We start from the raw sequence: 24,884 nt of genomic DNA, 5'->3' as shown, positions 1-24,884 counted from the left end.
CTCCTGCCCTAACTCTCCTGCCCTAACCCCGGCGGGCCCCCGTGCGCGGGTGCTCCACGATGACGACGGTCCGTTCGGCCCGCGCTCCCGGCAGGGCGGGCGCGGCGAGGATCGCGCGCAGTTCGGCGGCGCCGGCGTCGTCGAGGTGCTCGAAGGGTTCGTCGAGGAGCAGGATCGGGGCGTCGGTGAGCAGGGCCCGCGCCAGCAGCAGCCGCCTGCGTTGGCCGCCGGACAGGTCGTCGGCGCCGGCGGCGAGGACGGTGCCCAGGCCGTCGGGCAGCCCCGCCACCCAGTCGCCGAGGCCCACCGCGCGCAGGGCGGCGTCCATCATCCCGTCGGTCGCGTCCGGCGCCCCGACCGCGAGGTTGTCGCGCACGGTGGTGGCGAAGACGTGCCCGTCTTCGGCGACGAACAGCGCCCCCGGCGCGGAGCAGTCGCCGCCGCGGGGCGGCAGCAGCCCGGCCAGCGTCATCAGCAGCGTCGTCTTGCCCGAGCCGGAGGGCGCGACGATGGTCTCCCGCGCCCCGAAAGGCAGGTCCAGGTCGCGCACGCCGAGGTCGCGGTCGTGGCCGTAGACCAGGCCGCGGGCCCGCAGGCGGGGCCGTTGCGGGACGCCTTCGCTTGACGACGCCCGCGCGGGATCCGCTTCGCCCGGCCCGGTCAATTCGGCGAGCCTGCGTGCGGCGCCGGCGGCGCCCGTGACCGCGACCGCGGCGCCGGGCAGCGCGGCGACGGATTCGAAGGCGGCCAGCGGCAGGAGCACCAGCACGCCGAGCCACTGCGGCGAATGTTCCGGCGCGGCGAGCCCGGCGACGGCCACCACCGCGACGACCGTCAGCGCCGACGCGAGCACGGAGATCGCGGCTCCGGCGGCGTCGGCGGGTGCGGCGGCCTCGTCGGCGGCGGCCAGGCGGCGGGCGGCGCGGTCGGCGTCGGAAAGCGCGTCGCCGATGTCCCCGCGCACGCGCAGCGCGGGCGCGTCGGACAGCACCCGGTCGACCGCGGTGACGTGGTCCTCCATTGCGGCCGCCCGCCTTTGCGCCGCGATGCGCGCGGCGCGGGCGGAGGCCCACGGCGCCACGGTGCCGGCGACGAGCAGGCCGACGGCCAGGGCAATCGCCGCGGCGGGGGAGAGCAGCGCGGTGAACGCGACGGCGGCCACCGACGTCACGGCCGCGACGCCGGCCGGCACGAGGGCGCGGACCACGACGTCGGAGACGAGGTCGACGTCGTCGCCGAGGCGCGTGAGCAGCGAGCCGCGGCTCAGGCGCATGGTCCGCGGGGACGCGCCGTCGGCGAGGGCCCGGTACGCGGCGGTGCGGGTGCGAGCGGCGCAGGTCAGAGCGAGGTCGTGCGAGACGATGCGGTCGAGGTACCGGAACACCGCGCGCGAGATGCCCAGCGCGCGCACCGCCGTGACGGCGACGGTGAGCTCCATGATGGCGGGCCGCTGCCACGCCTTCGTGATCAGCCACGCCGACACGATGGTCAGCGCCAGCGCCGAGATGAGCGTCACCGAGCCCGCCGCGACGGGGGCGACGAGCTCGCGCGCGCGGAGGCCGGTCAGCGGTCGGGCGGCGCGCAGGGCGCGGAGGTCGGAGGCCAGGCTCATCGGGCCACCTCCACGACGACGTCGGCGGCGGCGAGGGCCACCGGATCATGGGAGGCCAGCAGCACCGTGGCGCCCTCGTCCGCGCGGCGGCGCAGCAGGGCCATCATCTCCGCGGCATTCCCCTCGTCCAGGTGGGCGGTGGGCTCGTCCAGGACGAGCAGCTCGCGGCCCCGGAGCAGTTCCGCGCCGACGGCGACGCGCTGCCTCTCGCCGAGGGACAGGCCCGACGCATCCCCGACGAGAGCGGCGTCGAGCACCGGGCGCTGCGGCACGTAGGACGTGCGCCGCCACAGGTCCTCGCCGACGAGCGGCCCGTCCGGGCCGACCGCGGCGGCGGTGCCCGTCACCCCGTCGACGACGATGCCCAGCAGCGCCAGCAGCGCCGTCGACTTGCCGGACCCGTTTCCGCCGGCCAGGACGGTGATCGCGCCGGGCTCGGCGACCCCCGACAGGTCCCGCGGACGGTCGCCGTCTCGCCCGGCGGCGGTCAGGCGATCGAACGTGACCCGGATGCCCGCGTCGGGCCGGGCGTGATCCACCTGCGGGGCGGACCGCGGTGCGGCCGGGCCGTCGTCAAGCGAAAAGACCTCGTCGATGGCCGCCAACCCGTCCTGCGCGTCGTGGAACCGCACGCCGACCTCGCGGACCGGGCCGTAGACCTCCGGGACGATGATGAGCACCGTCAGGCCCGCCGCCAGCGTCATGCCGCCGTCGATCAGGCGGAAACCGATGCCGACCGCGACCAGCGCCACCGACAGGGTCGCCAGGAATTCGAGGACGAAGCCGGACAGGAACGCGATGCGCAGCACGGACATGGTGGAGGTGCGGTGGGCGTCGGACAGGCGGCGGATTTCCTCGGCCGGCGCGCGCTGGCGACCGAACGCCCGCAGCGTGGGCAGGCCGGCGACGAGGTCGAGCATCTGATCCGACAGCAGGCCCAGATCGCGCAGGCGGCGGGCCGTGCGACCGGCCGTCAGCGTGCCCACCAGCCACATGAAGATGGGGATGAGCGGCAGCGTGACCAGGGCGATCAGCGCCGAACCCGCGTCGAGCCACCACACCGCCGCCAGCGCGGCCGGGGTCGCGATGACGGTCGACGCCAGCGCGGGGAGGTAGCCCGCGATGTACGGGCCGACGCCCTCGATGCCCTCGCCGAGCAGGGTGCGCCACCGCGCGCGATCCACATTCCTGGGATCCGCGGCGGCCAGCCGGGCGAGGGTGCGGGCGCGCAGGTCCGCGACGACCTCGGCCCCGGCGCGACGGCCGAAGCGGGCCTCCGCCCACGCCACCGCCGCCCGGGCCACGGCGATCGCGGCCAGGCCCGCCAGATGCGCGGAATGATCCGCGACGCCGCCGTCCCCCGCGATGATCGCCGCCGCCGTCGTGCCCGCGAGCACGCCGAAGGCGAGGACGCCGATGACCCGCAGCGCCGCCAGCAGCGCGGCCACGGCGATCCACCGCCGGGCCGGGGCGGAGAGCCGGGCCAAACGGGGATCGACGGGGCCGCGGCGGGTCATGCGGGGATCGGCTCCGCGGTGATGCGCTTGCGGAAGACCCAGTACGTCCACGCCTGGTACGCGATGACCAGCGGCGTGATGAACAGCGCCGACCACGTCATGATGGTCAGCGTGTACGGGTTCGACGCGGCGTTCCACACGTCCAGGCCCGCGCCGTCGGCGAGGGTCGTCGGCATGAGCCACGGGAACATCGACCCGAAGATCAGCACCGTCACCGAGACGATGGCGACCGACGTCGCGGTGAAGGCGATGCCGTCGCGCCCGCGCAGGACCATGGCCACGCCGCCGACGACGCCGAGCAGCGCGAGCACCGCGACCGCCCAGGTCCACGGCTTGCCGTGCACGATCTGCGTCCACAGCACGAAGGCGGCGCCGAGGACCACCGCCGCCCCCGCCACGGGACGGAGCACCGTCTCCGCGGACTCGCGCAGGCCGCCGGCGGTCTTCAGCCGCAGGAAAGTCAGGCCGTGGAGGACGAACACCGCGGTCAGCGCCGCGCCGCCGAGCAGCGCGTAGGGGTTGAGCAGGCCGACCAGCACGTCGAGGCCGCTGGACATGCCGTGGTCGGCGTCCAGGGGCACGCCGCGGACCAGGTTGGCCACGGCCACGCCCCACAGCACCGGCGGCAGCCACGAACCGACGATGATCGCGGCGTCGCAGCGCCGGCGCCACGCGTCGTCGTCGACCTTCTTGCGCCACTCCAGCCCGACGATGCGGACGATCAGCGCCAGCAGGATCAGGAACAGCGGCAGGTAAAAGCCGGAGAACATGGTGGCGTACCACTCGGGGAACGCCGCGAACAGCGCGCCGCCGGCGGTGATCAGCCACACCTCGTTGCCGTCCCACACGGGGCCGATGGTGCGCAGCATGGCGCTGCGGCGGGCTTCGTCGCGGCCGAGGATCGGCAGCAGGATGCCGATGCCGAAGTCGAATCCCTCGAGGAGGAAGTAGCCGGCGAACAGGAACGCCACCAGGACGAACCAGACGACCGGGAGATCGAGACCGGACATGGTGATCACGCGTCCTTTCCGGCGGGTGCGAGGTCGTCGGAGCGGGCGGCGGCCGCGAACCGCACGGGCGCGGCCGCGCCGACGGTGGCCGACGGGCCCTCCCCGGTGGCGGACGGGCCGGATTCGGCCGGCGGCCCGGCGACGACGACGCGTTGGATGAGCCTGAACCACACGATTGCGAGGATCAGGTAGATCAGGGTGAATCCGGCCAGGGTGAGCATCACGGTCCAGGGTGCGTGATCGGACACGCCCATGTCGACGGTCATGCGGATCAGCTCGGTTCTCGGGTCACCGGCGGACTCGGGGTTCGGGTGGACGACCCAGGGCTGGCGGCCCATTTCCGTGAAGATCCAGCCGGCGGAGTTCGCCAGGAACGGGAAGGGGATCGCGGCGACGGAGCCCCACGCGAACCATGTGGCCCAACGGCCCTTCGGCAGGCGGCCGCCTCGGGTGAACAGCCAGCTGAAGAAGGCGATCGCCAGCGAGCCGGCCATCAGGCCGATCATGGCGCGGAAGGACCAGTAGGTGACGAAAAGGTTCGGCTGGTAGTTGCCGGGGCCGAACATCATCTCGTAGCGCTTCTGCAGGTCGAGCACGCCTTCGAGGGTGACGCCGGTGAACTTGCCCTCGGCCAGGAAGGGCAGGACCCACGGCAGATCGAGGACGTGGACGACGGACTCGCAGTTGTTGTGCGTGCCGATCGACAGGATGGAGAAGTTCGGGTTGGTCTCGGTGTGGCACAGCGACTCGGCCGACGCCATCTTCATCGGCTGCTGCACGAACATCAGCTTCGCCTGGATGTCGCCGGTCCACGCCACGCCGATGGAGGACAGCAGGACCGTCCACCAGCCCATGCGGTGGGCCGGGCGGTGCGCGTCGTGGCGTTCCTCGCCGCGCCGGGCGGCCTTGATCATCCACCAGCCGGTCACGCCCAGGACGAACGTGCCGGCGGTGAGCAGGGAACCCGCCACCGCGTGCGGGAACGCCGCCAGTGCGGTGGGGTTGGTCAGCAGCGCGACGATGTCGTTGAGCTCGGCGCGGCCGGTTTCCGGGTTGTACACCGCGCCGACCGGGTGCTGCATGAAGGAATTGGCCACGATGATGAAGTACGCGGAGAGGTTGACCGCCACCGCGACGACCCAGATCGACGCCGTGTGCAGCCAGCCGGGGATGCGCCCCCAGCCGAAGATCCACAGGCCCAGGAACGTCGACTCGAGGAAGAAGGCGATCAGGCCCTCGAGGGCCAGCGGCCCGCCGAAGACGTCGCCGACCATTCTCGAGTACTCCGACCAGTTCATGCCGAACTGGAATTCCTGGACGATGCCCGTGGCCACGCCCATGGCGAAGTTGATCAGGAAAACGGTGCCGAAAAATCGGGTGGCCCGGTACCAATGGGCCTTGCCCGTGACTTGCCACATCGTCTGCATCAGCGCGACCATCGGCGCCAAACCGATGGTCAGCGGCACGAATATGAAGTGGTACACGGTGGTGATGCCGAATTGCCACCGTGCCACGTCCACGACGTCCATGGAACGCTCCTAAGCGGAAAGCTGGCTAGGGAAAGGGCTTGAGAAACCGACCGGAGGGCAAAAAAGTCCCCCATTGGTACAGTCGGGCCGCGCCGTGCGGAGGTTCCCGCCGTCGATAGGGGTGGGGGTAATCGTAGTGGGCCTTTCGTCGCTTGACGACGGGTTGTCGTGAAACCGGGCGGGGGTGAACATTTCGGTGCGAAGTGATCCGCGGCACCGCCGGGAGGCCGTCCGCGCGACATGCGGCGGGCCGCTTTTCGCCGCGCGGGGCGGGGGCGGTAGGATTTCCTGCGTCGTCGCATGAGCCCCCGTGGCCGCGTGTGGCGCGGGCCTCTAGCTCAGTTGGTAGAGCTGCGGACTTTTAATCCGTAGGTCGTGGGTTCGAGCCCCACGGGGCCCACTTCGTTTGTCCTGGCAGGCGCGCCGAAGGTGCGGTCCGACATCATGTCGGGCCGCACCTTTTCGCATGTGCGGCACCGGACTTCGGTGCTCTGCGGTTGCACCCTGAACTTTACAGGTGTAAGAAGTTTACATGCGTAAAATCCAGACCATGCCGCGGGCGTCATCACGCTCGCGGGACAAGTTGCGAGCAGCCGCCGCCGCCCTTCTGGACCAGCGGGAACCGGTCGACATCACGATCACCGACCTGGTCCGCGAAGCCGGCGTCAGCCGCCCGACCTTCTACGCCGTCTACCGCGACCTCTCCGAAGCCTGGGCGGATGCCGCCGTGCTCCGCCTGGAAGAGGCCTTCGACGGCATCGACCCCGCCGCCGACGGCTTCGACACCGGCGACATCGACAGGATCCTCGAGGTCATCGGCATCGCCGTCGCAAAGCTGGAGCCGCACGTCGACTTCATGCACCGCGCCCTCGCCGGCCCGGGAGGGCCGGAGGTGCTGCGGCAGTCCATCGACTACCTCGCCGGGCGGATCCTCGCCTCGCCGACGTTCGGAGGCAACCTCGCCGAAGGGCCGCTCGCGCCCGAAACCGCGGCCCGCGCCATCGCCGCGTCCATCGCCTGGACGGCTGTGGACTGGGCGGCCGACGACGACCGCGGCCCGCTCACCGAACTCGTCTCGGACCTCGGCGTGCTGCTGGTCCGCGGCGTCGACGGCGGACTGGGGGTGTCGCGATGAACGGAGATGACATGAACGAGAACGGCACAGAGGCCAAGCCCCGCGACCCGCGCAGGACCTTCATGTTCTGGTTCGCGCCGACGCTCGCGGTGGCGCTGCTGACCATCTTCTTCGGCGGCGCGTACCTGGCCGGCAACGTCAACCCGCGGGAGAACCTCCACGATTTCCCCGTGGCCATCGTCAACGCCGACCGCGGCGCCGACACCGTCGACGGCAGCCACCTCAACGCCGGCGACAAGGTCGTCGACGGCCTGGTCGAGGGCATCGACCCCAATCAGTTCGACCTGCGCCACCTCACCGGCCAAGAGGCCATCGACCAGATGAGCAAGGGCGAGCTCTACGGAGCCATCGTCATCCCCGAGAACTTCAGCTCGCGCCTCAACGCCTGGGGCATCGGCACGATGGTCGGCAACGACGTCGTCGCCCCCGACATCCGCATCATCTCCAACCCGGCCGCCGGGCTCGGCGCCCAGACGATCGTGAAGGAAATGGGCTTCCAGGTCGGCGATCGGGTGGACGACGCCGTCGGAAAGCAGCTGCGCGAGAAGGTCCAGGCCGCCATCGACGAAGCCCCCGAGGGCGCGCCGTCGCCCACCGGCACGGCCCTGGCCGCCGCCGCCCGCCCGGTCAACGTGAAGTTCGAGGACTTCCACCCGCTGCCCGACGGCACGGGCAACGGCCTGTCCGCCTTCTACTGGACGCTGCTCATCGTCCTCGCCGGCTTCACCGGCGCGATGCTGACCAGCCAGATCGTGGACAACCGCCTGGGCATCCACTCGCTGGAATGGGGCCCCTTCTTCGTCCGGCACACCCACCACGGCGTCTCGCGCCTGGGCACGTTGGTGGCGAAGTTCGGCATGTCCGCCACGCAGGCCGCGCTGGTCGCCGCGCTGTACGTGCTCATCGGCACGATCGTCGGCATGCCGCTGGGGTCGCCGTTCGCGCTGTGGGGCTTCACCGCCGCGATGATCCTCGCCGTCGGCTGGGTCAGCCACGCCATCATTGCGCTGCTGGGCAACCCGGGCCTGGTGGTCAACCTCGTCGCGTTCATCGTGCTCGGCCTGCCCTCGGCCGGCGGCACCCTGCCGCTGGAGGCGGTGCCGGAGGTGTTCCGCGTGATCTCGCTGGTCTCGCCGATGCACCAGATCTACCTCGGCTCCCGGTCGATGCTGTACTTCGGCGGGACGTGGGATTCCGGCGTCGGCCAGGCGCTGGCGTACGCGGGCATCTCGCTCGTCGGCGCCGTGATCGTCGGCGTGGCCGCGGCGGTCCTGTACGACCGCAAGGGCTGGCACCGCGCACCGGCGCCCGCCTGACCTGCCGCGGCACATCGGCGGGAACTCTCGGGGGCATTCATTCGACTAATGGTCATTCGGCCGAATGATCCCAGTCACATCCCCCGAGGAGTCCCATCCCATGTCCGAAACCCCCGTGGCGCGTCGCGAAGCCCGCGACCGGCCCGCGCGTTTCCTCCATCGCCTGCACTTCTACGCGGGCCTGATGGTCGGCCCGTTCCTCCTGGTCGCCGCGATTTCGGGTGCGTTCTACGCGCTCGCGCCGGCGATCGAGAAGGTCGTCTACGCCGATCTGCTCACCGTCGACGCCGCGCCGCAATCCAAGACGGTCGGCGAGCAGACCGCGGCCGCAGCCGCCGAGCACCCCGACCTGGCCATCGCGCAGATCTGGCCGGCGGCGAACCCGGGCGACACCACGCGGGTGCTTTTCGACGACCCCGCCGCCACCGACAAGACCATGCCCGCCGTGTTCGTCGATCCCGCGACCGCCACCGTCGTGGGCGAGTCGCGCACGTACTCCGGACTCGGCGAGATGCCCGTGCGCCGGTGGCTGTCCGCCATGCACGAGAGCCTGAACCTGGGGGAGCCCGGCGAGCTGTACTCCGAGTTGGCCGCGTCCTGGCTGTGGGTGCTCGCGCTCGGCGGCCTGTACCTGTGGTGGCGCCGGGTGTCCGCCGCGCGCCGCCGTGATCCGGGCACGTCCGCGCGGCTGTGGCGGGCGGCCCCCGCGCCGAAGGGGGAGAAGGGCCGGCGCCGACGTTCCCTCAACCTCCACGCCGTGTTGGGCGTGTGGCTGCTGGTCGCGCTCCTCGGCCTGTCGGCGACGGGCATCACGTGGTCGCAGAAGGCCGGCGCCAACGTCGATTCGGTGGTCACGTCCCTGAATTGGAAGGCGCCGAAGGTCGACGCCTCGCTGCCGCAGGGCTCGCCCGGCGCCTCCGCGCCGGCCGGCGGCGACGCCGCGGCGGACCAGGTCGACCGGGTCCTCGCCGCCGCCCGCGCCGACGGGCTCACCGGCTCCCTGATTCTCCGGCCCCCGGCGGAGGACGGCCACGGCTGGCGGGCCTCCGAGCGCTGGGTGGAGTGGCGCACCGCGTCCGATTCGGTCGTCGTCGACGGCGTCGACGGCACCGTCGCCTCGCGCCAGCCCTTCTCGGAGCTGCCGCTGTTCTCCAAGCTGTCGTCGTGGGGCATCTACCTGCACATGGGCATCATGTTCGGCCTGCCGCTGCAGCTGGCGCTGTTCGCCGTCGGACTCGGCATCGCCACCATGATCGTCCTGGGCTACCGCATGTGGTGGCTGCGCCGCCCCACCGCCCGCGGCACGTCGGTGCCGGGGCTGCCCGACCGCCCGTCGTGGGCGATCATCGCCGGCGTCATCGTCTTCGCCGCCACCGTCGGCGCCTTCCTGCCGCTGCTGGGCATCTCCCTGATCGGTTTCCTGCTGCTCGATCTGGTGCTCATTGCCCGCTCCCGGGCGTCGCGCCGGGACGTCGAAAAGCAAGCCCCACATGCTGTTTTGTCGGGTGGTGCGCCGTAGGCTAATCTTTGATGCGTTGCCGCGGGGCACGCCCCGCGCCCAACGCGAAGACGAGCTCCCTTCGTCTAGCGGCCTAGGACACCGCCCTTTCAAGGCGGCAGCGCGGGTTCGAATCCCGTAGGGAGTACCACTCCCCGAATGGGAGCACAACAGAACATGGCCCTGTGGCGCAGTTGGTTAGCGCGCCGCCCTGTCACGGCGGAGGTCGCGGGTTCAAGTCCCGTCAGGGTCGCCATTTTCGGGCGAAAGGCGGTCATCCACTTTTATGTGGGTGGCCGCCTTTCGCTTTCGCGCATCCGCATGCTTTGCGACGCCCGCCCATCCGCCCCCATCCGCGGGGTGCCGGCGCCGTGGTGCAATGCGCCGTTTTTCGCCTTGAACAGCGGATTTGTGCCCCCATTGAGCCGCTGTGTAGAGTAACGACTCGTGCACGGACGAGAGTTCGGGCGCGGCATGAGGCCCTGTGGCGCAGTTGGTTAGCGCGCCGCCCTGTCACGGCGGAGGTCGCGGGTTCAAGTCCCGTCAGGGTCGCCGACATTCCCTCCGGGGATTGTTCGGCCAGATAGCTCAGTTGGTAGAGCGTCCGCCTGAAAAGTGGAAGGTCAGCGGTTCGATCCCGCTTCTGGCCACAACATCGACAACCGGGGAGCCGTTGGAAAACAGCTCCCCGGTTTTTCGTTTCCCCGGCAGTGCCCCGGCGCAATGGGGCCGACGTGCCTCCGCGCAATGGGGCCGACGTGCTTCCGCGCAATGGGGCCGACGGTAAGGTGATTTCCCATGACTACCGAATACGCATCGGCGGGAACGATGTCCGGCGATGAGTCGCTGCCGTCGGTCATCCGCATCTTCATCTTCACCGACGAAAAAGGCCGCGCCGCCGCGGCCGGGAAGATCCGCGGGGCGCTGGAGGAATTCGTGCCCGGCGCCGGTGCGGAGGTCTACGAGGACGTCATGCCCGACGGCGACCAGGGGTCCTCCATGCAGGACGAGTGGCTCGACGCCAACCCCGGCGCAGACGTGGGGGAGCGGGCGCGCCAGCGCATCACCATCGTCGTCCCCGGCCTGTCCCACGCCGAGCTGGCCGACCTCTCCGCGCCGCTGGCCGGCGTCGTCAGCCCCGGCTGGGGCACCGGCGTCGCCGCCGAACGCGCCCACGGAGAGGGCTCCGTGCCCTGCCGCGTGGCCGTCGGCCGCGCCGACGAGCAGCCCGGCACCCCGCCGGCCGCCGTCGACCACCGCTCCGTCTGATCGGCGGCACCACCGCACGTACCCTGTGGGAAAGGACCCCGCGGGAAAGAACACCGTGGGGAAGAAACCCGAACAAGAGGAGAACACCACCATGGCGCACACCATCGACCACGATGAGGCCGGCCACCGCTACGTCCTCGTCGTCGACGGCGAAGAAGCCGGATTCGCCGCCTACGAGCCCGCCGAGGGGGCGCTGGACTTCAACCACACCGTGGTGCACGAGCAGTTCCAGGGCAAGGGCCTGTCCAAGCCCCTCGTCCAGGCCGCGCTCGACGACGTGCGCGCCAACGGCGGAAAGGTGATCGCCAGCTGCTCGGCCGTCGAGCGCTTCATCGAGAAGAACCCCGCCTACGCCGATCTGGTGGCGTAGCGCGGGGTTTGGGGGCGGGGGAGGAGCGTCGGGCGGCGGGGGCTAGATGCCGTCTCCGTCGCCCTGCACGTACTCGCAGGCGTCGCGCAGCGGCTTGTGCTCCTCCGGCTTGCGGCTGCGGATCTTGCCCGGGATGCCCACGACGATGGAATCCGGCGGGCAATCCCGCGTGACCACCGCGTTGGCGCCGATGGCGGAACCGGCGCCGATCACGACCGGGCCGAGCACCTTCGCGCCGGCGCCGACCGTGACATTGTCCTCCAGGGTCGGGTGGCGCTTGACCTTCGCCAGGCTGCGGCCGCCCAGGGTGACGCCGTGGTACAGCATCACGCCGTCGCCGATCTCCGCCGTTTCGCCGATGACCACGCCCATGCCGTGGTCGATGAAGAACCGGCGGCCGATGGTGGCGCCCGGGTGGATTTCGATGCCCGTCAGGAAACGGGTGAATTGGGCCAGGATGCGCGCGAGCCCCTTCGCGGGCCCTCCCCGGAGCCACAGCGCGTGGGCCGCGCGATGCGCCCAAATGGCGTGCAGGCCCGAGTAGACCAGCGCATTTTCCACGTCGCCGCGGGCGGCGGGATCGTGCTCGCGGGCGTTGTCCAGGTCCTCCTTGAGGAGCCTCAGGAACGAGTTCATGGTGACCAACTTTACATAGACCGCCGCCGACGTCCCGGCGGCGGGAACGTCGGCGGCGGTGGCGGAGCGGGGGACTAGTCGCGCAGGTCCTGGTACAGGATCGACGACACGTAGCGCTCGCCGAAATCGGGGATGATCACCACGATGGTCTTGCCCTCGGCCTCGGGGCGCGCGGCGATTTCCAGGGCCGCCTTCACGTTGGCGCCCGCCGAAATGCCGCCGAGGATGCCCTCCTGCGTGGCCAGCTTCCGGGACGTCGCGATGGCGTCGTCGTTGGTGCAGGTGAGCACCTCGTCGAGCAGATCGCGGTCCAGGATCTCGGGCACGAAGTTGGCGCCCAGGCCCTGGATCTTGTGCGGGCCGGCCTTGCCCTCGGTCAGCAGCGGGGAGTCCGCCGGCTCGACCGCGACGAGCTTGATGTCCGGGTCGTGCTTCTTCAGCGTGCGGCCGGCGCCGGTGATGGTGCCGCCGGTGCCGATGCCGGCCACCAGGTAATCGACCGCGCCGTCGGTGTCGGCCCAGATTTCCTCGCCGGTCGTGGCCGCGTGGACCGCCGGGTTCGCCTCGTTGGCGAACTGCGACGCGAGGATGGCGTTGTCGGTGTTCTCCACGATCTCGTTCGCCTTGTTCACCGCGCCCTTCATGCCCTCGGCGCCCGGGGTGAGCACCAGCTCGGCGCCGAACGCGCGGAGCACCACGCGGCGCTCCTGGCTCATGGTGTCCGGCATGGTGAGGATGACCTTGTAACCGCGGGCCGCGCCGACCAGCGCGAGGGCGATGCCGGTGTTGCCCGACGTGCCCTCCACGATGGTTCCGCCCGGCTTGAGCTCGCCCGAGGCCTCGGCGGCGTCGATGATGGCCTTGCCGATGCGGTCCTTGACGCTGTTGGCCGGGTTGTAGAACTCGAGCTTCGCGACCACCGTGCCCGGCAGGCCCTCCGTGAGTCGGTTGAGCTTGACCAGCGGCGTGCCGCCGATCAGGTCGGTGATGTTGTCGTGGATGGTCATCCAGTCGTTTCCTTTCCCGTTTGCTTGTTCGTTGCTTCGTCGGTCGGCGATTCTACGCGCCGCCCCCGGTTTTGTACAGACAGGTTCGTCTACTTTCGGGTGGGGGCGGGCCCGGCCGGGTGCGCAACCTGAAAGAACGCTTAGGATGGGCGCAGATCCTCGGTGGACGGGAACGCCCTGCGAATGGGCGGCGGCCCTCGCCACTGTGATCGGGGTGACCCCGGTCCGGCACATGCCACGGGATCCCGGGCGTCCGATGGAAAGGGCGCGCGGGATCCGGGAAGGCGCCGGCCCGGATGCCGCAGGGCGGCCCCGTCAGCCAGGAGACCGGCCGTGGATCGACTCCGGCGCCGACGGGCGCCGGACCGGACTGTGCGCCGCCGCGAGGTGTCGGGGGCGCGGGAGGAAAAATTCACATGCATATCGCGGAGGGCTTCCTGCCCGTCGGCCATGCGGTGGGATGGACGGTCGCCGCGGCGCCGTTCGTCGTCCACGGCGCGTGGCGCGTCAACAAGCTGCTCAAGGAGAAGCCGGGCACCGGCATGCTCCTGGGCGCGGCCGGGGCGTTCACGTTCGTGCTCTCGGCCCTCAAGATCCCGTCGGTGACCGGCTCCACGTCGCACCCCACCGGCACCGGCCTGGGCACCGTGCTGTTCAGGCCGCCCGTCATGTCCCTTTTGGCCACCATCGTCCTGCTCTTCCAGGCGCTTTTGCTCGCCCACGGCGGCATCACCACGCTCGGCGCGAACGTGTTCTCCATGGGCATCGTGGGCCCGTGGGTGGCGTGGGGAGGGTACGTCCTCACGCGCCGCCTCGGCGGCGGCCTGCTGCCCGCGGTGTTCGTCGCCGCGTTCCTGGCGGACCTGTCCACGTACGTCGTCACGGCGACGCAGCTCGCGCTGGCGCACCCGGCCGACCCGGGCGGCTTCGGCGGCGCGCTGGCCACGTTCCTGTCGCTGTTCGCCATCACCCAGATCCCCCTGGCCATCATCGAGGCGCTGCTGACGGTGCTGGTGGTCAAGGCCCTGCGCACGGTCGCCGAGAAGGAGCTCTTCTCGCTGGGCGTGCTGAAGAAGAACGAGCTTTCCGACGGCTCGATCGCCGATGAGGTCGCCCACGACGGGCGCCTCACCGCCGACGCAGATCGGACCGAGCAGAAGGAGGCCGTGCGATGACCGCGTCGGCGAACGAGAACGTCGAAAAGCAGGACAAGACGGAAAAGCAGGACAACGTGAAGGACAAGACGGCCGCCCCCAAGCGTTCCGGTGCGGGGGTCACCGTCGCGATCATCGCCCTGGTGATCGTCCTCGCGGCGTTCCCCATGTTCTTCAACCTGGGCGACCCGGACGCCGAGGAGGCCTTCGGCGGCACCGACGGCGCGGCCACCGAAGCCATCGAGGAGAGCAACCCGGATTACGAGCCGTGGTTCGAGCCGATCATCGGCGAGCTGCCGGGCGAGGTCGAATCCGGCATCTTCGCGCTCCAGGCCGGCCTGGGCGCGGGCGTGCTCGGCTACGTGCTGGGCTTCTACCGCGGCCGCGGCAAGGGGCGCGACGAGGCCCTGGCCGAGGGCCGGGAAGCGGGGACCGCCTAGCGTGAACGCCCTCGAAGCCGCCGCCGCCCGCAACCGGTGGGCGCGGCGCAACGTCGGCGAGAAGGCGGTGCTGTGCGGCGGTCTGCTCTTGCTGGCCATTTCGCTGCCCCCGTGGCCGGCCGCGGCGCTCATCATCGCCGCGGTGTCGGTCACGGCGGTCGTCGCCCGGGTGCCGGCGGGGCTGTTCCTGGCGCTGTGGACGGCTCCCGCGGCCTTCGTCGCCGTGGGCATCCTCCCCCTGCTCTTCTCCATCACGATGGACGGACCGGTCTGGTCGCCGACGGGGCCGCAGCGGGCGGCGGAAGTCGTCGCCCGCGCCACGGCCGCCATCGGCTGCACGATGCTGTTCACGGTGACCACCCCGCTGTCGGAGGTGCTGGCGTGGGCCGGGCGATCGGGCATCCCGCGCACCCTGACCTACCTCGCCGAGCTCATCTACCGGATGGTCGGCACGTTGGCGGGCACCGCGAAGATGATGCACGAGGCCCAGGCGCAGCGACTGGGGCACCTGACCCGGAGGGGCCTGCTCACCGGCGTCGCCGCGCAGTCGGCGAATCTGTTCGTCCTCTCATTCCAGCGCGCCCGCCGGCTGGGGGAGGGCCTGGAGCTGCGCGCCGAGCCGGGGTCGGCCGACGTCATGGTCGTCGACCGCCCGCGCGACGGCCGCTTCCTCGCGGTGGCGCTCGGGCTGCTCGTCGCGGTCGTCGCCGCCACCGCGACGGTGCGGGGGTGGTGGCCGTGAGCATCCTCGCCGCCCGCGGCCTGGGCTTCCGGCACCCGGGTGTCCACGTGCTGTCCGGGGTCGACCTCGAAGTCTTCCGCGGCGAGCGCATGGCGCTGCTGGGGGCCAACGGCTCGGGCAAGTCGACGCTGCTGCGCCTGCTGGCCGGCGCCATCCGCCCCACGTCGGGCTCCCTCGAATTCGACGGGTCGCCGTATTCCTACGGGCGCCGCGGTCGCAACCACCTCCGGCAGCGCGTCCAGCTGGTCCTCCAGGACCCCGATGACCAGCTGTTCGCCACCTCCGTGGCCGCGGACGTCTCCTATGGGCCGGTCAACCAGGGGCTCCCCGACGACGAGGTCCGGCGCCGCGTCGACGAGGCCATGGCGGCCGCCGAGGTCGCCGACCTGGCCGACCGCGTCCCGCACCAGCTGTCCTACGGCCAGCGCAAGCGGGTCGCGCTGGCGGGTGCGCTGGCCATGCGCCCCGACGTCCTGCTCCTCGACGAACCGACCGCCGGCCTCGACCCCGCCGCGACGGAGAATCTGCTGGGCACCCTCGGCGCGCTCCACGACGGGGGCGTGGCCGTGGTGATGGCCACCCACGACGTCGACGTCGCCTGGTCCTTCGCGGCCCGCGCCGCCGTGCTCGTCGACGGGTCGGCGGTGACCGGTGCCGCCTCCGAGATCCTCGTCGATCCCGATCTGGCGCGGCGGGCGCGGCTGTCCCTGCCCTGGGCGCCGGTCGTGGCCGAAGCGCTGGGCCGCGACCCGGCGGGCATCCGGCGTCCGGAGGATCTTCTGGGCCGATGACGCCCACGTGGGCGTCGCAAAGCGAAAAGAACCGCTCCCCCCGCCACGCGGACTGCCGGAACGCGTACGGGGGAAGCGGTCTTTTCATTCATCGCCGCAGCATGCGGCCGGCGGTAGGAGGCCCGCCGGCCGGCCGGCTACAGCGACGCCCGGACCTTCCGGGCGGCTTTCACGAGGGCGTCCAACGACGCCCTGGTCTCGGGCCAACCGCGGGTCTTCAACCCGCAGTCGGGCACCACCCACACCCGGTCGGGGCCGAGGGTGCGGGCGGCGTGGTCGATGCGCTCCGTGACCTCGTCCACGCCCGGCACGCGCGGCGAGTGGATGTCCCACACGCCGGGGCCCAGGGGCAGGTCGAAGTCCGAGGCGGCGATGGCGTCGACGAGCTCGAAGCCGGCGCGGGCGGCCTCGATCGTGGTCACGTCGGCGTCCATGTCCCGGATCAGGTCGAGGATCGACCCGAAATCCGAGTAGCACATGTGCGTGTGCAGCTGGGTGGAGTCCGCCAGTCCGCCGGTGGCGGTGCGGAACGCCTCCACCGACCACTCCGCGTACTCGTCGCGGTCCTCCGGGCGCAGGGGGAGCAGCTCGCGGATCGCGGCCTCGTCCACCTGGATCACCTGCGCGCCCGCCGCCTCCAGGTCCTCGCACTCGGCGCGGATCGCCAGAGCAACCTGATGCGCGGTGTCCGCCAGCGGCTGGTCGTCGCGCACGAAGGACCAGGCCAGCATGGTCACCGGGCCGGTGAGCATGCCCTTGACCGGCCGTTCCGTCATGTCCTGCGCCGCGCGGAACCAGCGCACCGTCATCGGCGCCGGGCGCGAGACGTCGCCGTGCAGGATCGGCGGGCGCACGCACCGCGTGCCGTAGGACTGCACCCACGCGTTCGACGTGCAGTGGAAACCGTCGAGCTGCTCGGCGAAGTACTGCACCATGTCGTTGCGCTCCGGCTCGCCGTGCACCAGCACGTCCAGGCCCAGGCGCTCCTGTTCGCCGATGACGTTGACGATCTCCCGGATCATCGCGGCCTCGTACGCCCGGGCCGACGACTCGCCGCGGGCGTACGCCGCGCGGGCGGCGCGGACCTCCGGCGTCTGGGGGAAGGAACCGATCGTCGACGTCGGCAGCGGGGGCAGGTCCAGGGCCCGCTCCTGGGCTTTGCGACGAAGCGGGAACGGCGAACGATCGTGGACGCCGCCCTTCCGGCGGGGGACCCGGTGCTCCGGGGCTCGTGCACCCCGCTCCCGCTCGTTCCCCTGCTCCTCCGCCCGGTCCCCATTCGCGGCGGCCTCCGCTTCGGCCAGGAAACCGTTGCGGCGGATGCGCTGGCCGTCCGGGTGGTGCAGGGCGCGGGCGAGCGAGACGACCTCGATGATCTTCTCCTCGCCGAACGCCAGCCGCGCCCGCAGCTCCGGCTCATTCGCCAGCGACGGCTCCGCCGCCAGCGAATGCGGGACGTGCAGGAGCGAACACGACGTCGACACCGCCACCGGGTGCGTCCGGGCGACGCCGGCGAGGGTGGCCAGCGCCCGGGCGCAGTCCGTGCGCCAGACGTTGCGGCCGTCGACGACGCCCGCGACGATCAGCGTCGACTCCGGGAGAGCCGACAGATCCGGCGCATCACCGGCGACGTAGTCCACGCCGATCGCGTCCACGCCGGTGCCCGCCAGCACATCGACGGCCCGCTGCCCACCCGTGAAGTACGTCTGGGCGAGCACCCGCAAACCGAGGCCATGGGCGTGGGCCACCAGGCGCCGCCACTGCCGGGACGCCTCCGCCCCGCGGTCGGCCGGCAGGCGATCGGTGTTGAGGGCGGGCTCGTCGAGCTGGACCCACTCCACCCCCTCCGCGGCGAGTGCGTCGAGGATGCCCAGGTAGACGTCGACGAGCTCGGGCAGCCTGTCCAGCGGCTCGCCGGGCGAGCCCGGGGCGGCCTTGGACAGCGCCAGGAACGTCACCGGGCCGATGAGCACCGGCCGCGCCGGCACGTGGTTCCGGCGTGCCCCGCGCACCTGCGACACCAGGAACGACGGATCGGCGGCGAAGGGGCGGGCGGCGTCGAGCTCGGGAACCAGGTGGTGGTAGTTCGTGTCGAACCACTTGGTCATCTCGAGGGGCGGGATGCCCTCGGCGCCGCGGGCCGCCGCGAAGTAGCGGTCGAGCCACGGCGGCAGCAGGCCCCCGGACTCCGCCACCTGCTCCTCCGGGTAATCGGCGATGCCGTCGACGCGGGCGGGCAGGGCGCCGACCATCGCGGCGACGTCGAGCATCTGGTCGTAATAGGAGAAGGTGCCGACGGGCACCGAATCCAGGCCGGTGGTCGTGGCGCGCCGCAGGCGGCGGTCGATGAGCGTCGCCGCGGTGTTCGCGAGCTCCGGCGCCAGCGACGGGTCGCGCCAGTAGGCTTCGATGGCCTTCTTCAGCTCCCGGTGGGCGCCGATGCGGGGGAAGCCCGGCACCGTGGCTATGAACGGCGGGCGTTGTCCCGCCGGGTTCGGAAATGCGGTCATTGGGTGATCTCCTCGATCCTCGTCAAGAAAGACCGGGGCCGCTCGCGGACCGCACGCGGGAGCATCCGATGGGAGACGCGCGTGTGCGACATCGCCGAAACGACGTCCGCGCCCATCGGGTTTTGCCACGTCGCGCCTGTCCGCGGGCGCCCTCGGTGAGCCGGATCGGATGAGCCGGCGCAACGGGCAGGTATTCGGGCTCGCCGGCGACGCCCAATCGGGCGGGGACCTACCGGCCGTCGCTTCCCAGGGATCGACCCCAGTGCCTCTGACGGCTTTCGTTCCGGCATACCGCTGCGGGACAGCTCCGGATTCTCACCGGATTCCCTCTTGCGACCGACACCCCGCGGTGAACGCGGGGGCGGAACCTGTTGCGCAGCTCACCATAGGGGAGGATTCGCAAAAAGAAAACTCGTTCGGCGAATCGGGTGCGCGGGGGCGTCGTAAAGCAAGGTGGGTAATGGTGTTGGTGGCCCATATGCTGGGGATCCAAGAGTTAACAAGCGATTCGCAATCTTCACTCGCCAACCCCGTTCGTGAATTGCTTTTGCCCCTGGCTAGATTTCGTGACCCCCGTCACATACCTTTTCGGTTAGTGATCATTAACCGAACTGCGGCGGGCAACCGCCCGCGACGAAGGGAACACCAGGCATGAGCATCCGCATCCCCCACATCATCGGCGGCGAAGAGGTCCACGCCGAAGGCGCCGTCATGGACGTCACCGTCCCCGCCACCGGCGCGGTCCGCGGCACCGTCGGGCTGGCCGACCGGGCCCTCGTCGACCGGGCCGTCGCCAACGCCAAGGAGGCGCAGAAGGACTGGGGTGCCTGGAGCCCGCTCAAGCGCACGCGCATCCTCAACGAGTGGATCCGCCTGATCCGCGCCAACGCCGACGACATCGCCCGCGAACTGTCGCTCGAGCACGGCAAGACCTTCGCCGACGCCCACGGCGACCTGCAGCGCGGCCTCGAGGTCGTCGAGTTCTCCCTCGGCGCCCCGCACCTGCTCAAGGGCGAGTTCTCCGAGTCCGTCGGCACCGGCGTCGACGTCCACTCCGTCCGCCAGCCGCTCGGCGTCGTCGCCGGCATCACCCCGTTCAACTTCCCGGCCATGATCCCGCTGTGGAAGGCCGGCCCCGCCCTGGCCGCCGGCAACGCGTTCATCCTCAAGCCCTCCGAGCAGGACCCGTCCGTTCCGGTCACCCTGGCCAAGCTCTTCCTCGAGGCCGGCGGCCCGGCCGGCGTGCTCAACGTCGTCCACGGCGCCCACGACGCCGTCAACGGCCTGCTCGAGCACCCCGACGTCAAGGCCATCGGCTTCGTCGGCTCGACCCCCGTCGCCGAGCACGTCTACGTCACCTCCGCGAAGCTGGGCAAGCGCGCCCAGTGCTTCGGCGGCGCCAAGAACCACATGATCGTCATGCCGGACGCCGATCTCGACCGCGTCGTCGACGCGCTCATCGGCGCCGCGTACGGCTCCGCCGGCGAGCGCTGCATGGCCATTTCCGTGGCCGTGCCCATCGGCGACGAGGTCGCCGACGCCCTGCGCGACGCCCTGGTCGAGCGCATCAAGGAGCTGAAGGTCGGCCACTCCCTCGACCCGGACGCCTCCTACGGCCCGCTGATCACCCCGCAGGCGCTCGAGCGCGTCCGCGACATCGTCGGCTCGGCCGAGGGCGAGGGCGCGACCCTGGTCATCGACGGCCGCGAGTCCGGCGCCACCGACGACGAGTTCGAGGGCGAGTCCCTCGCCGACGGCCTGTTCATCGGCCCGTCGCTGATCGACAACGTCAAGCCGGGGATGCGCTGCTACGACGAGGAGATCTTCGGCCCCGTCCTCTGCATCGCCCGCGCCAAGGACTACGAGGAGGCCCTCGCCCTGCCCAGCGAGCACGAGTACGGCAACGGCGTGTCCATCTTCACCCGCGACGGCGACGCCGCCCGCGACTTCGCCTCCCGCGTGGAGGTCGGCATGGTCGGCGTCAACGTCCCGATCCCGGTCCCGGTGGCCTTCCACACCTTCGGCGGCTGGAAGCGCTCCGGCTTCGGCGACCTCAACCAGCACGGCCCGGACGCCTTCCGCTTCTACACCCGCACCAAGACCGTCACCACCACGTGGCCGAAGGGCCCGCGCGAGGGCGCGTCCTTCAACATGCCGGTCCTGGGCTCCTAGGCCCCACCGGCCACGGCCCACCGCCCACCGCCCGCGAAAACCCGCCGGAACCACAGGAAGATCAGGAAGGTACCCATGACCTGGATCACCGAAGACCAGAAGATGCTCGCCGACACCATCGACGCGTACGTGGCCAAGCACATCGCGCCCAACGCCGCCGAATGGGACGCGACCCACCATTTCCCCGTCGACGAGATGCGCGGCCTGGCCGAGCTGGGCGTGGGCGCCCTGTACTGCTCGGAGGACCACGGCGGCACCGGCCTGACCCGGTCCGACGGCGTCGTGGTGTTCAACCGCATCGCCCGCGGCTGCCCGGTCACCTCGGCCTTCCTCTCCATCCACAACATGGTCACGTGGATGGTCGACGAGTTCGGCACCGAGGAGCAGCGCGCCGAGTTCATGCCGAAGCTGGCGGCGATGGAGATCATGGGCTCCTACTGCCTGACCGAGCCCGACGCCGGCTCGGACGCCGCGTCGCTGTCGACCCGCGCGGTCAAGGACGGCGACGAGTGGGTCCTCGACGGCGTGAAGCAGTTCATCTCCGGCGCCGGCGCGTCGGACGTGTACCTGGTCATGGCCCGCACCGGCGAGGAGGGCGCCAAGGGCATCTCTGCGTTCCTGGTGGACAAGGGCACCCCGGGGCTGTCCTTCGGCCCGAACGAGAAGAAGATGGGCTGGCGCAACCAGCCGACCGCCCAGGTCATGTTCGACGGCGTGCGCGTGCCCGCCGACCGCCTGATCGGCGGCGAGGAGGGGCTGGGCAAGGGCTTCACCATGGCCATGCGCGGGCTCAACGGCGGCCGCATCAACATCGCGGCCTGCGCGCTGGGCGGCGCGGAGTTCGCCTTCGGCCGCGCGGTGTCCTACCTGCGCGACCGCAGGGCCTTCGGCGGTTCCCTGGTGGACAACGACGCCCTGCGCCACCGCATCGCGGACATGGCCGCCGGCCTGCAGTCGTCGCGCCTGATGCTCTCGCACGCGGCGAATGCCCTGGACACCAAGGCCCCGGGCTACGCCGAGGCCTGCGCGATGGCGAAGCTCCACGTCACCGAGACGTGCTTCAAGGTAGCCGACGAGGCCCTGCAGCTCCACGGCGGCTACGGCTACCTGGAGGAGTACGACGTCGAGCGCATCGTCCGCGACCTGCGCGTCATGCGCATCCTCGAGGGCACCAACGAGATCATGCGCATGATGATCGGCCGCGCCGCCGCGAAGGGCGCGCTGGCCTTCTAGCCCCGACCGCTTGACGACGAACCACCCCACCAACGAGGAGCGAGAACCGAGATGAGCACCACCGACATCCGCACCGTGGCCGTCATCGGCCTGGGCAACATGGGCGGCCCCATGGCCGCCAACCTGGCCAAGGCCGGCCTGACCGTCCACGGGTCCGACCCGTCGCCGGAGGCCCGCCGGGCGGCCGCCGACGCCGGCGTCACGGTCCACGACAACGCCGTCGACGCGGTCACCGCCGCCGACGCCGTGGTCACCATGCTGCCCAACGGCAAGATCGTGGGCGCGGTCTACGACGAGCTGCTGCCCGCCACCCCGGGTGGGGCGCTGTTCATCGATTCGTCGACCATCGCCGTCGACGACGCCCGCGAGCTGTCGGCCCGCGTCGCCGCGGCCGGCCACCGGCACGTCGACGCCCCGGTCTCCGGCGGCGTCTCCGGCGCCGCCGCCGGCACGCTGGCGTTCATGGTCGGCGGCGACGCCGCCGACGTCGAGCGCGCCCGCCCGGTGCTGGAGCACATGGGCCGGTCGATCGTCCGCTGCGGCGACTCGGGCGCCGGCCAGGCCGCGAAGGTCTGCAACAACATGGTGCTGGCCATCGAGCAGATCGCCATCGGCGAGGCGATGGTCCTCGGCGAGAAGCTGGGCCTGTCGCCGGAGGCGTTCCACGAGGTGGTCTCGAACTCGACCGGCGCCTGCTGGTCGCTGACCGTCAACTGCCCGGTCCCGGGCCCGGTGCCGACGTCGCCGGCGAACAACGGCTTCAAGCCCGGCTTCGCCACCGCGCTGATGGACAAGGACCTCGGCCTGGCCGAGCACGCCCTGGACACCGCGGGCACCTCCGCTCCGATGGGTCGCCTGGCCCGCGAGCTTTACTCGCGGTTCCTGGCGGACGGCAACGGCGGCCTGGACTTCTCTGCCATCATTGAACAGACCCGGGCCGATGGCACGGCCTCCGACGAAAGGAACTAGGCGAAACCAATGTCCGACGCCACTTACGAAACCATCCTCACCTCCGTCGAGGGGCGCGTGGCCACGATCACGCTGAACCGCCCCAAGGCGCTCAACGCCCTGAACTCCACGGTCATGAACGAGCTGGTGGAAGCCGCCGAGGGCTACGACCGCGACCGCGGCATCGGCGCCATCGTGATCATCGGCTCGGAGAAGGCCTTCGCGGCCGGCGCCGACATCAAGGAGATGAAGGACCTTTCGTACAAAGACGCGTACCTGGACGAGCTGTTCTCCGGCTGGGACCGCCTGTCGCGCGTGCGCACGCCGATCATCTCCGCGGTGTCCGGCTACGCGCTGGGCGGCGGCTGCGAGCTGGCGATGATGGGCGACATCATCCTGGCCGCGGACAACGCGAAGTTCGGCCAGCCCGAGATCACCCTGGGCGTCATCCCCGGCATGGGCGGCTCGCAGCGCCTGACCCGCGCCGTGGGCAAGTACAAGGCGATGGACCTGGTGCTCACCGGCCGCATGATGGACGCCGAGGAGGCCGAGCGGTCGGGCCTGGTCTCGCGCATCCTGCCGCTGGAGGGCTTCGCCGAGGAGGTCGCGAAGGTCGCGGAGAAGGTCGCCGGCATGCCGCTGACGGCGTCCTACATCGCCACCGACGCCGTCGACCGCGCGCTGGAGACGTCCCTGGCCGAGGGCATCCACTACGAGCGCCGCGTCTTCTACTCGCTGTTCGCCACGGCCGACAAGTTCGAGGGCATGAACGCCTTCGCCGAGAAGCGCAAGCCCGAGTGGGAGCGCTGACCGGCTGACCCCCGGCTGACGGGGGAACGTTTCCCGGCCGGCCGTCGTCAAGCGGAGTTTTCGCTTGCCGACGGCCGGTCTTTTTCGTGCGTGCCCCGCACCCGGGGACCGCTCGGGGGTGGGAAACGGGCACGCCTTCGGGGACCCGCATGATTTGAATGAAGATATTCATGAACGTCGGGGGTGGGGCATCGGTCAAAATGTGAGAATCGCCTCAATGCAGGGGCACCCTTTTGGAGGGTATAGTTTCCCCTGTACGGAAACGCGCCCCCCGCTCGGGGTCACCTGGCGGCGGCGCAGCAGGTAGGGCAGCAGGAGGCAGGTTGATGGATCCCCACCGAATTCTGGACGACGACGAGGTAATCAAGTCGTCCCTGGTCACCCTCAAGAACGCGACCGGGATCCCGGTGACCATGTACGCGGAAGCCATCGACGGCGGCAAGATGCAGATCAGCCACTGGGTGGGGCTGCGCACCCCGGCGATGCACAATCTGGTCATCGAATCCGGTGCCGGCGTCGGCGGCAGGGTCATGTCGACCCGCCGGCCCGTGGGCGTCAGCGATTACCTCCGCGCGAAGGTGATCACCCACGAATACGACCAGAACATCAAGGACGAGGGACTGCACTCGCTCGTCGCCGTGCCCGTGATCGTCGCCCGCCAGGTGCGCGGCTTGCTCTACGCCGGTGTGCACTCCTCGGTGCGGCTGGGGGACAAGGTGCTGGAGGAGGTCACCATGACCGCCCGGTGCCTCGAGCAGGATCTGGCCGTCGCGGACGCCTGCCGCAACATGGACCGCGCTTCCGGCGGCAAGGGCGGCCGCGTCATGAACGGCGCCGAGTGGGAGCAGGTCCGCTCCACCCACTCGAAGCTGCGCATGCTGGCCAACCGCGTCGACGACGAGAAGTTGCGCCAGGAGCTCGAGGAGCTTTGCGACCAGATGGTCACGCCGGTGCGCGTGAAGCAGACCACCAAGCTGTCGGCGCGCGAGCTCGACGTGCTGGCGTGCGTGGCGCTCGGCCACACCAACGTCGAGGCGGCCGAGGAAATGGGCATCGGCGCCGAAACCGTGAAGTCCTACCTGCGCTCGGTGATGCGCAAGCTCGGCGCCCACACCCGGTACGAGGCGGTCAACGCCGCCCGCCGCATCGGCGCCCTGCCCTGATCGACGCCGTGCCCTGATCGAC

The 24,884-nt window shown here is 71.0% G+C and carries 21 protein-coding genes, 5 tRNA genes and 2 riboswitches; of the genes, 19 read left to right on the top strand and 7 right to left on the bottom strand.

What is annotated here, in order from left to right; genetic code table 11:
• Window positions 1-22: 22 nt before the first annotated feature.
• Genes cydC through CHAN_RS11630 form a run of 4 tightly spaced genes read right to left on the bottom strand, consistent with a single transcriptional unit; the run spans window position 23 to window position 5,668 of the window.
• Window positions 23-1,612 (bottom strand): thiol reductant ABC exporter subunit CydC, encoded by a 1,590-nt coding sequence (gene cydC, locus CHAN_RS11645; RefSeq protein ID WP_290289940.1) that lies wholly within the window; start codon window positions 1,610-1,612, stop codon window positions 23-25.
• Complete coding sequence (locus tag CHAN_RS11640) at window positions 1,609-3,129, bottom strand: ABC transporter ATP-binding protein/permease (protein ID WP_290289938.1); 1,521 nt, start codon at window positions 3,127-3,129, stop codon at window positions 1,609-1,611. The genes cydC and CHAN_RS11640 overlap by 4 nt, the downstream gene beginning before the upstream one ends.
• On the bottom strand, window positions 3,126-4,139 hold the full coding sequence (cydB, locus tag CHAN_RS11635; protein ID WP_290289936.1) for a cytochrome d ubiquinol oxidase subunit II: 1,014 nt from the start codon (window positions 4,137-4,139) through the stop codon (window positions 3,126-3,128). Before cydB ends, CHAN_RS11640 begins: the two co-directional genes overlap by 4 nt.
• Before the next feature lie 5 nt (window positions 4,140-4,144).
• Window positions 4,145-5,668 carry a cytochrome ubiquinol oxidase subunit I gene (locus CHAN_RS11630; RefSeq protein ID WP_048742516.1) on the bottom strand — a complete coding sequence of 508 codons (1,524 nt, stop codon included), beginning with the start codon at window positions 5,666-5,668 and terminating at the stop codon, window positions 4,145-4,147.
• Between the two features lie 327 nt (window positions 5,669-5,995).
• Between CHAN_RS11630 and CHAN_RS11625 the strand changes: the two genes are divergently transcribed.
• From CHAN_RS11625 to CHAN_RS11580, 10 genes are all read left to right on the top strand, one after another.
• A tRNA-Lys gene (locus CHAN_RS11625) sits at window positions 5,996-6,068 on the top strand.
• A 132-nt stretch (window positions 6,069-6,200) separates the two neighbouring features.
• On the top strand, window positions 6,201-6,803 hold the full coding sequence (locus CHAN_RS11620) for a TetR/AcrR family transcriptional regulator (RefSeq protein WP_153251532.1): 603 nt from the start codon (window positions 6,201-6,203) through the stop codon (window positions 6,801-6,803).
• A gap of 11 nt (window positions 6,804-6,814) precedes the next feature.
• On the top strand, window positions 6,815-8,119 hold the full coding sequence (locus tag CHAN_RS11615) for a YhgE/Pip domain-containing protein (RefSeq protein ID WP_290289930.1): 1,305 nt from the start codon (window positions 6,815-6,817) through the stop codon (window positions 8,117-8,119).
• Window positions 8,120-8,219: 100 nt separating this feature from the next.
• Window positions 8,220-9,638, top strand: a complete 1,419-nt coding sequence (locus tag CHAN_RS11610; protein WP_290289928.1) for a PepSY-associated TM helix domain-containing protein — start codon at window positions 8,220-8,222, stop codon at window positions 9,636-9,638.
• 54 nt (window positions 9,639-9,692) lie between these two features.
• Window positions 9,693-9,768 (top strand) — tRNA-Glu (locus CHAN_RS11605).
• Window positions 9,769-9,796: 28 nt separating this feature from the next.
• Window positions 9,797-9,873, top strand: a tRNA-Asp gene (locus tag CHAN_RS11600).
• A gap of 222 nt (window positions 9,874-10,095) precedes the next feature.
• Window positions 10,096-10,169 (top strand) — tRNA-Asp (locus CHAN_RS11595).
• 25 nt (window positions 10,170-10,194) lie between these two features.
• Window positions 10,195-10,267, top strand: a tRNA-Phe gene (locus tag CHAN_RS11590).
• Between the two features lie 148 nt (window positions 10,268-10,415).
• Window positions 10,416-10,886, top strand: coding sequence for a hypothetical protein (locus CHAN_RS11585; protein ID WP_290289926.1), 471 nt, complete (start codon window positions 10,416-10,418; stop codon window positions 10,884-10,886).
• 91 nt (window positions 10,887-10,977) lie between these two features.
• Window positions 10,978-11,256, top strand: coding sequence for a GNAT family N-acetyltransferase (locus CHAN_RS11580; RefSeq protein ID WP_048742552.1), 279 nt, complete (start codon window positions 10,978-10,980; stop codon window positions 11,254-11,256).
• A gap of 42 nt (window positions 11,257-11,298) precedes the next feature.
• On the opposite strand, the gene epsC is transcribed toward CHAN_RS11580, so the two are convergent.
• Both epsC and cysK read right to left on the bottom strand, forming a co-directional pair.
• On the bottom strand, window positions 11,299-11,892 hold the full coding sequence (gene epsC, locus CHAN_RS11575) for a serine O-acetyltransferase EpsC (RefSeq protein WP_048742509.1): 594 nt from the start codon (window positions 11,890-11,892) through the stop codon (window positions 11,299-11,301).
• A gap of 74 nt (window positions 11,893-11,966) precedes the next feature.
• Window positions 11,967-12,899 (bottom strand): cysteine synthase A, encoded by a 933-nt coding sequence (cysK, locus tag CHAN_RS11570; protein WP_290289923.1) that lies wholly within the window; start codon window positions 12,897-12,899, stop codon window positions 11,967-11,969.
• A gap of 143 nt (window positions 12,900-13,042) precedes the next feature.
• Window positions 13,043-13,249: riboswitch (cobalamin riboswitch) on the top strand.
• A 66-nt stretch (window positions 13,250-13,315) separates the two neighbouring features.
• Between cysK and CHAN_RS11565 the strand changes: the two genes are divergently transcribed.
• The 4 genes from CHAN_RS11565 to CHAN_RS11550 are packed head-to-tail and all read left to right on the top strand — an operon-like array spanning window position 13,316 to window position 16,026.
• Window positions 13,316-14,074 carry an energy-coupling factor ABC transporter permease gene (locus CHAN_RS11565; RefSeq protein WP_290289921.1) on the top strand — a complete coding sequence of 253 codons (759 nt, stop codon included), beginning with the start codon at window positions 13,316-13,318 and terminating at the stop codon, window positions 14,072-14,074.
• Window positions 14,071-14,493, top strand: coding sequence for an energy-coupling factor ABC transporter substrate-binding protein (locus CHAN_RS11560; RefSeq protein ID WP_048742503.1), 423 nt, complete (start codon window positions 14,071-14,073; stop codon window positions 14,491-14,493). Before CHAN_RS11565 ends, CHAN_RS11560 begins: the two co-directional genes overlap by 4 nt.
• 1 nt (window position 14,494) lies before the next feature.
• Window positions 14,495-15,235: a CbiQ family ECF transporter T component gene (locus CHAN_RS11555; protein WP_290289918.1), complete on the top strand. Its 741-nt coding sequence runs from the start codon at window positions 14,495-14,497 to the stop codon at window positions 15,233-15,235.
• Window positions 15,232-16,026, top strand: coding sequence for an energy-coupling factor ABC transporter ATP-binding protein (locus tag CHAN_RS11550; protein ID WP_053088107.1), 795 nt, complete (start codon window positions 15,232-15,234; stop codon window positions 16,024-16,026). Before CHAN_RS11555 ends, CHAN_RS11550 begins: the two co-directional genes overlap by 4 nt.
• Window positions 16,027-16,163: 137 nt before the next feature.
• On the opposite strand, the gene metE is transcribed toward CHAN_RS11550, so the two are convergent.
• The gene (metE, locus tag CHAN_RS11545) at window positions 16,164-18,536 is read right to left on the bottom strand and encodes a 5-methyltetrahydropteroyltriglutamate--homocysteine S-methyltransferase (protein ID WP_290289914.1); all 2,373 of its coding nucleotides are present in this window, start codon (window positions 18,534-18,536) and stop codon (window positions 16,164-16,166) included.
• Between the two features lie 168 nt (window positions 18,537-18,704).
• Window positions 18,705-18,923, bottom strand: a riboswitch (cobalamin riboswitch).
• A gap of 264 nt (window positions 18,924-19,187) precedes the next feature.
• Between metE and CHAN_RS11540 the strand changes: the two genes are divergently transcribed.
• The 5 genes from CHAN_RS11540 (at window position 19,188) to ramA (ending at window position 24,862) form a co-directional block, all read left to right on the top strand.
• Complete coding sequence (locus CHAN_RS11540; RefSeq protein ID WP_048742490.1) at window positions 19,188-20,708, top strand: CoA-acylating methylmalonate-semialdehyde dehydrogenase; 1,521 nt, start codon at window positions 19,188-19,190, stop codon at window positions 20,706-20,708.
• 75 nt (window positions 20,709-20,783) lie between these two features.
• Window positions 20,784-21,941, top strand: coding sequence for an acyl-CoA dehydrogenase family protein (locus CHAN_RS11535; protein WP_290289910.1), 1,158 nt, complete (start codon window positions 20,784-20,786; stop codon window positions 21,939-21,941).
• A gap of 51 nt (window positions 21,942-21,992) precedes the next feature.
• Complete coding sequence (mmsB, locus tag CHAN_RS11530) at window positions 21,993-22,910, top strand: 3-hydroxyisobutyrate dehydrogenase (protein WP_290289908.1); 918 nt, start codon at window positions 21,993-21,995, stop codon at window positions 22,908-22,910.
• 9 nt (window positions 22,911-22,919) lie between these two features.
• Window positions 22,920-23,699: an enoyl-CoA hydratase gene (locus tag CHAN_RS11525; protein ID WP_290289906.1), complete on the top strand. Its 780-nt coding sequence runs from the start codon at window positions 22,920-22,922 to the stop codon at window positions 23,697-23,699.
• A 326-nt stretch (window positions 23,700-24,025) separates the two neighbouring features.
• Window positions 24,026-24,862 (top strand): acetate metabolism transcriptional regulator RamA, encoded by an 837-nt coding sequence (gene ramA / locus CHAN_RS11520; protein ID WP_290289904.1) that lies wholly within the window; start codon window positions 24,026-24,028, stop codon window positions 24,860-24,862.
• Window positions 24,863-24,884: the final 22 nt, after the last annotated feature.

Origin of the sequence: Corynebacterium hansenii, assembly GCF_030408795.1 — a bacterium.
GTDB lineage: Bacteria > Actinomycetota > Actinomycetes > Mycobacteriales > Mycobacteriaceae > Corynebacterium > Corynebacterium hansenii.
Note: the sequence above shows the minus strand (reverse complement) of the source record. Positions and strands in the feature narration are given on the sequence as shown.

Coding starts and splice junctions, on each gene's coding strand:
- CHAN_RS11565 (WP_290289921.1), top strand. CDS start 13,316: ATGCATATCGCGGAGGGCTTCCTGCCCGTCGGCCATGCGGTGGGATGG.
- metE (WP_290289914.1), bottom strand. CDS start 18,536: ATGACCGCATTTCCGAACCCGGCGGGACAACGCCCGCCGTTCATAGCC.
- epsC (WP_048742509.1), bottom strand. CDS start 11,892: ATGAACTCGTTCCTGAGGCTCCTCAAGGAGGACCTGGACAACGCCCGC.
- CHAN_RS11620 (WP_153251532.1), top strand. CDS start 6,201: ATGCGTAAAATCCAGACCATGCCGCGGGCGTCATCACGCTCGCGGGAC.
- CHAN_RS11540 (WP_048742490.1), top strand. CDS start 19,188: ATGAGCATCCGCATCCCCCACATCATCGGCGGCGAAGAGGTCCACGCC.
- cydB (WP_290289936.1), bottom strand. CDS start 4,139: ATGTCCGGTCTCGATCTCCCGGTCGTCTGGTTCGTCCTGGTGGCGTTC.
- CHAN_RS11580 (WP_048742552.1), top strand. CDS start 10,978: ATGGCGCACACCATCGACCACGATGAGGCCGGCCACCGCTACGTCCTC.
- CHAN_RS11610 (WP_290289928.1), top strand. CDS start 8,220: ATGTCCGAAACCCCCGTGGCGCGTCGCGAAGCCCGCGACCGGCCCGCG.
- CHAN_RS11585 (WP_290289926.1), top strand. CDS start 10,416: ATGACTACCGAATACGCATCGGCGGGAACGATGTCCGGCGATGAGTCG.
- CHAN_RS11615 (WP_290289930.1), top strand. CDS start 6,815: ATGAACGAGAACGGCACAGAGGCCAAGCCCCGCGACCCGCGCAGGACC.
- CHAN_RS11640 (WP_290289938.1), bottom strand. CDS start 3,129: ATGACCCGCCGCGGCCCCGTCGATCCCCGTTTGGCCCGGCTCTCCGCC.
- cydC (WP_290289940.1), bottom strand. CDS start 1,612: ATGAGCCTGGCCTCCGACCTCCGCGCCCTGCGCGCCGCCCGACCGCTG.
- CHAN_RS11535 (WP_290289910.1), top strand. CDS start 20,784: ATGACCTGGATCACCGAAGACCAGAAGATGCTCGCCGACACCATCGAC.
- cysK (WP_290289923.1), bottom strand. CDS start 12,899: ATGACCATCCACGACAACATCACCGACCTGATCGGCGGCACGCCGCTG.
- CHAN_RS11560 (WP_048742503.1), top strand. CDS start 14,071: ATGACCGCGTCGGCGAACGAGAACGTCGAAAAGCAGGACAAGACGGAA.
- ramA (WP_290289904.1), top strand. CDS start 24,026: ATGGATCCCCACCGAATTCTGGACGACGACGAGGTAATCAAGTCGTCC.
- CHAN_RS11630 (WP_048742516.1), bottom strand. CDS start 5,668: ATGGACGTCGTGGACGTGGCACGGTGGCAATTCGGCATCACCACCGTG.
- CHAN_RS11525 (WP_290289906.1), top strand. CDS start 22,920: ATGTCCGACGCCACTTACGAAACCATCCTCACCTCCGTCGAGGGGCGC.
- mmsB (WP_290289908.1), top strand. CDS start 21,993: ATGAGCACCACCGACATCCGCACCGTGGCCGTCATCGGCCTGGGCAAC.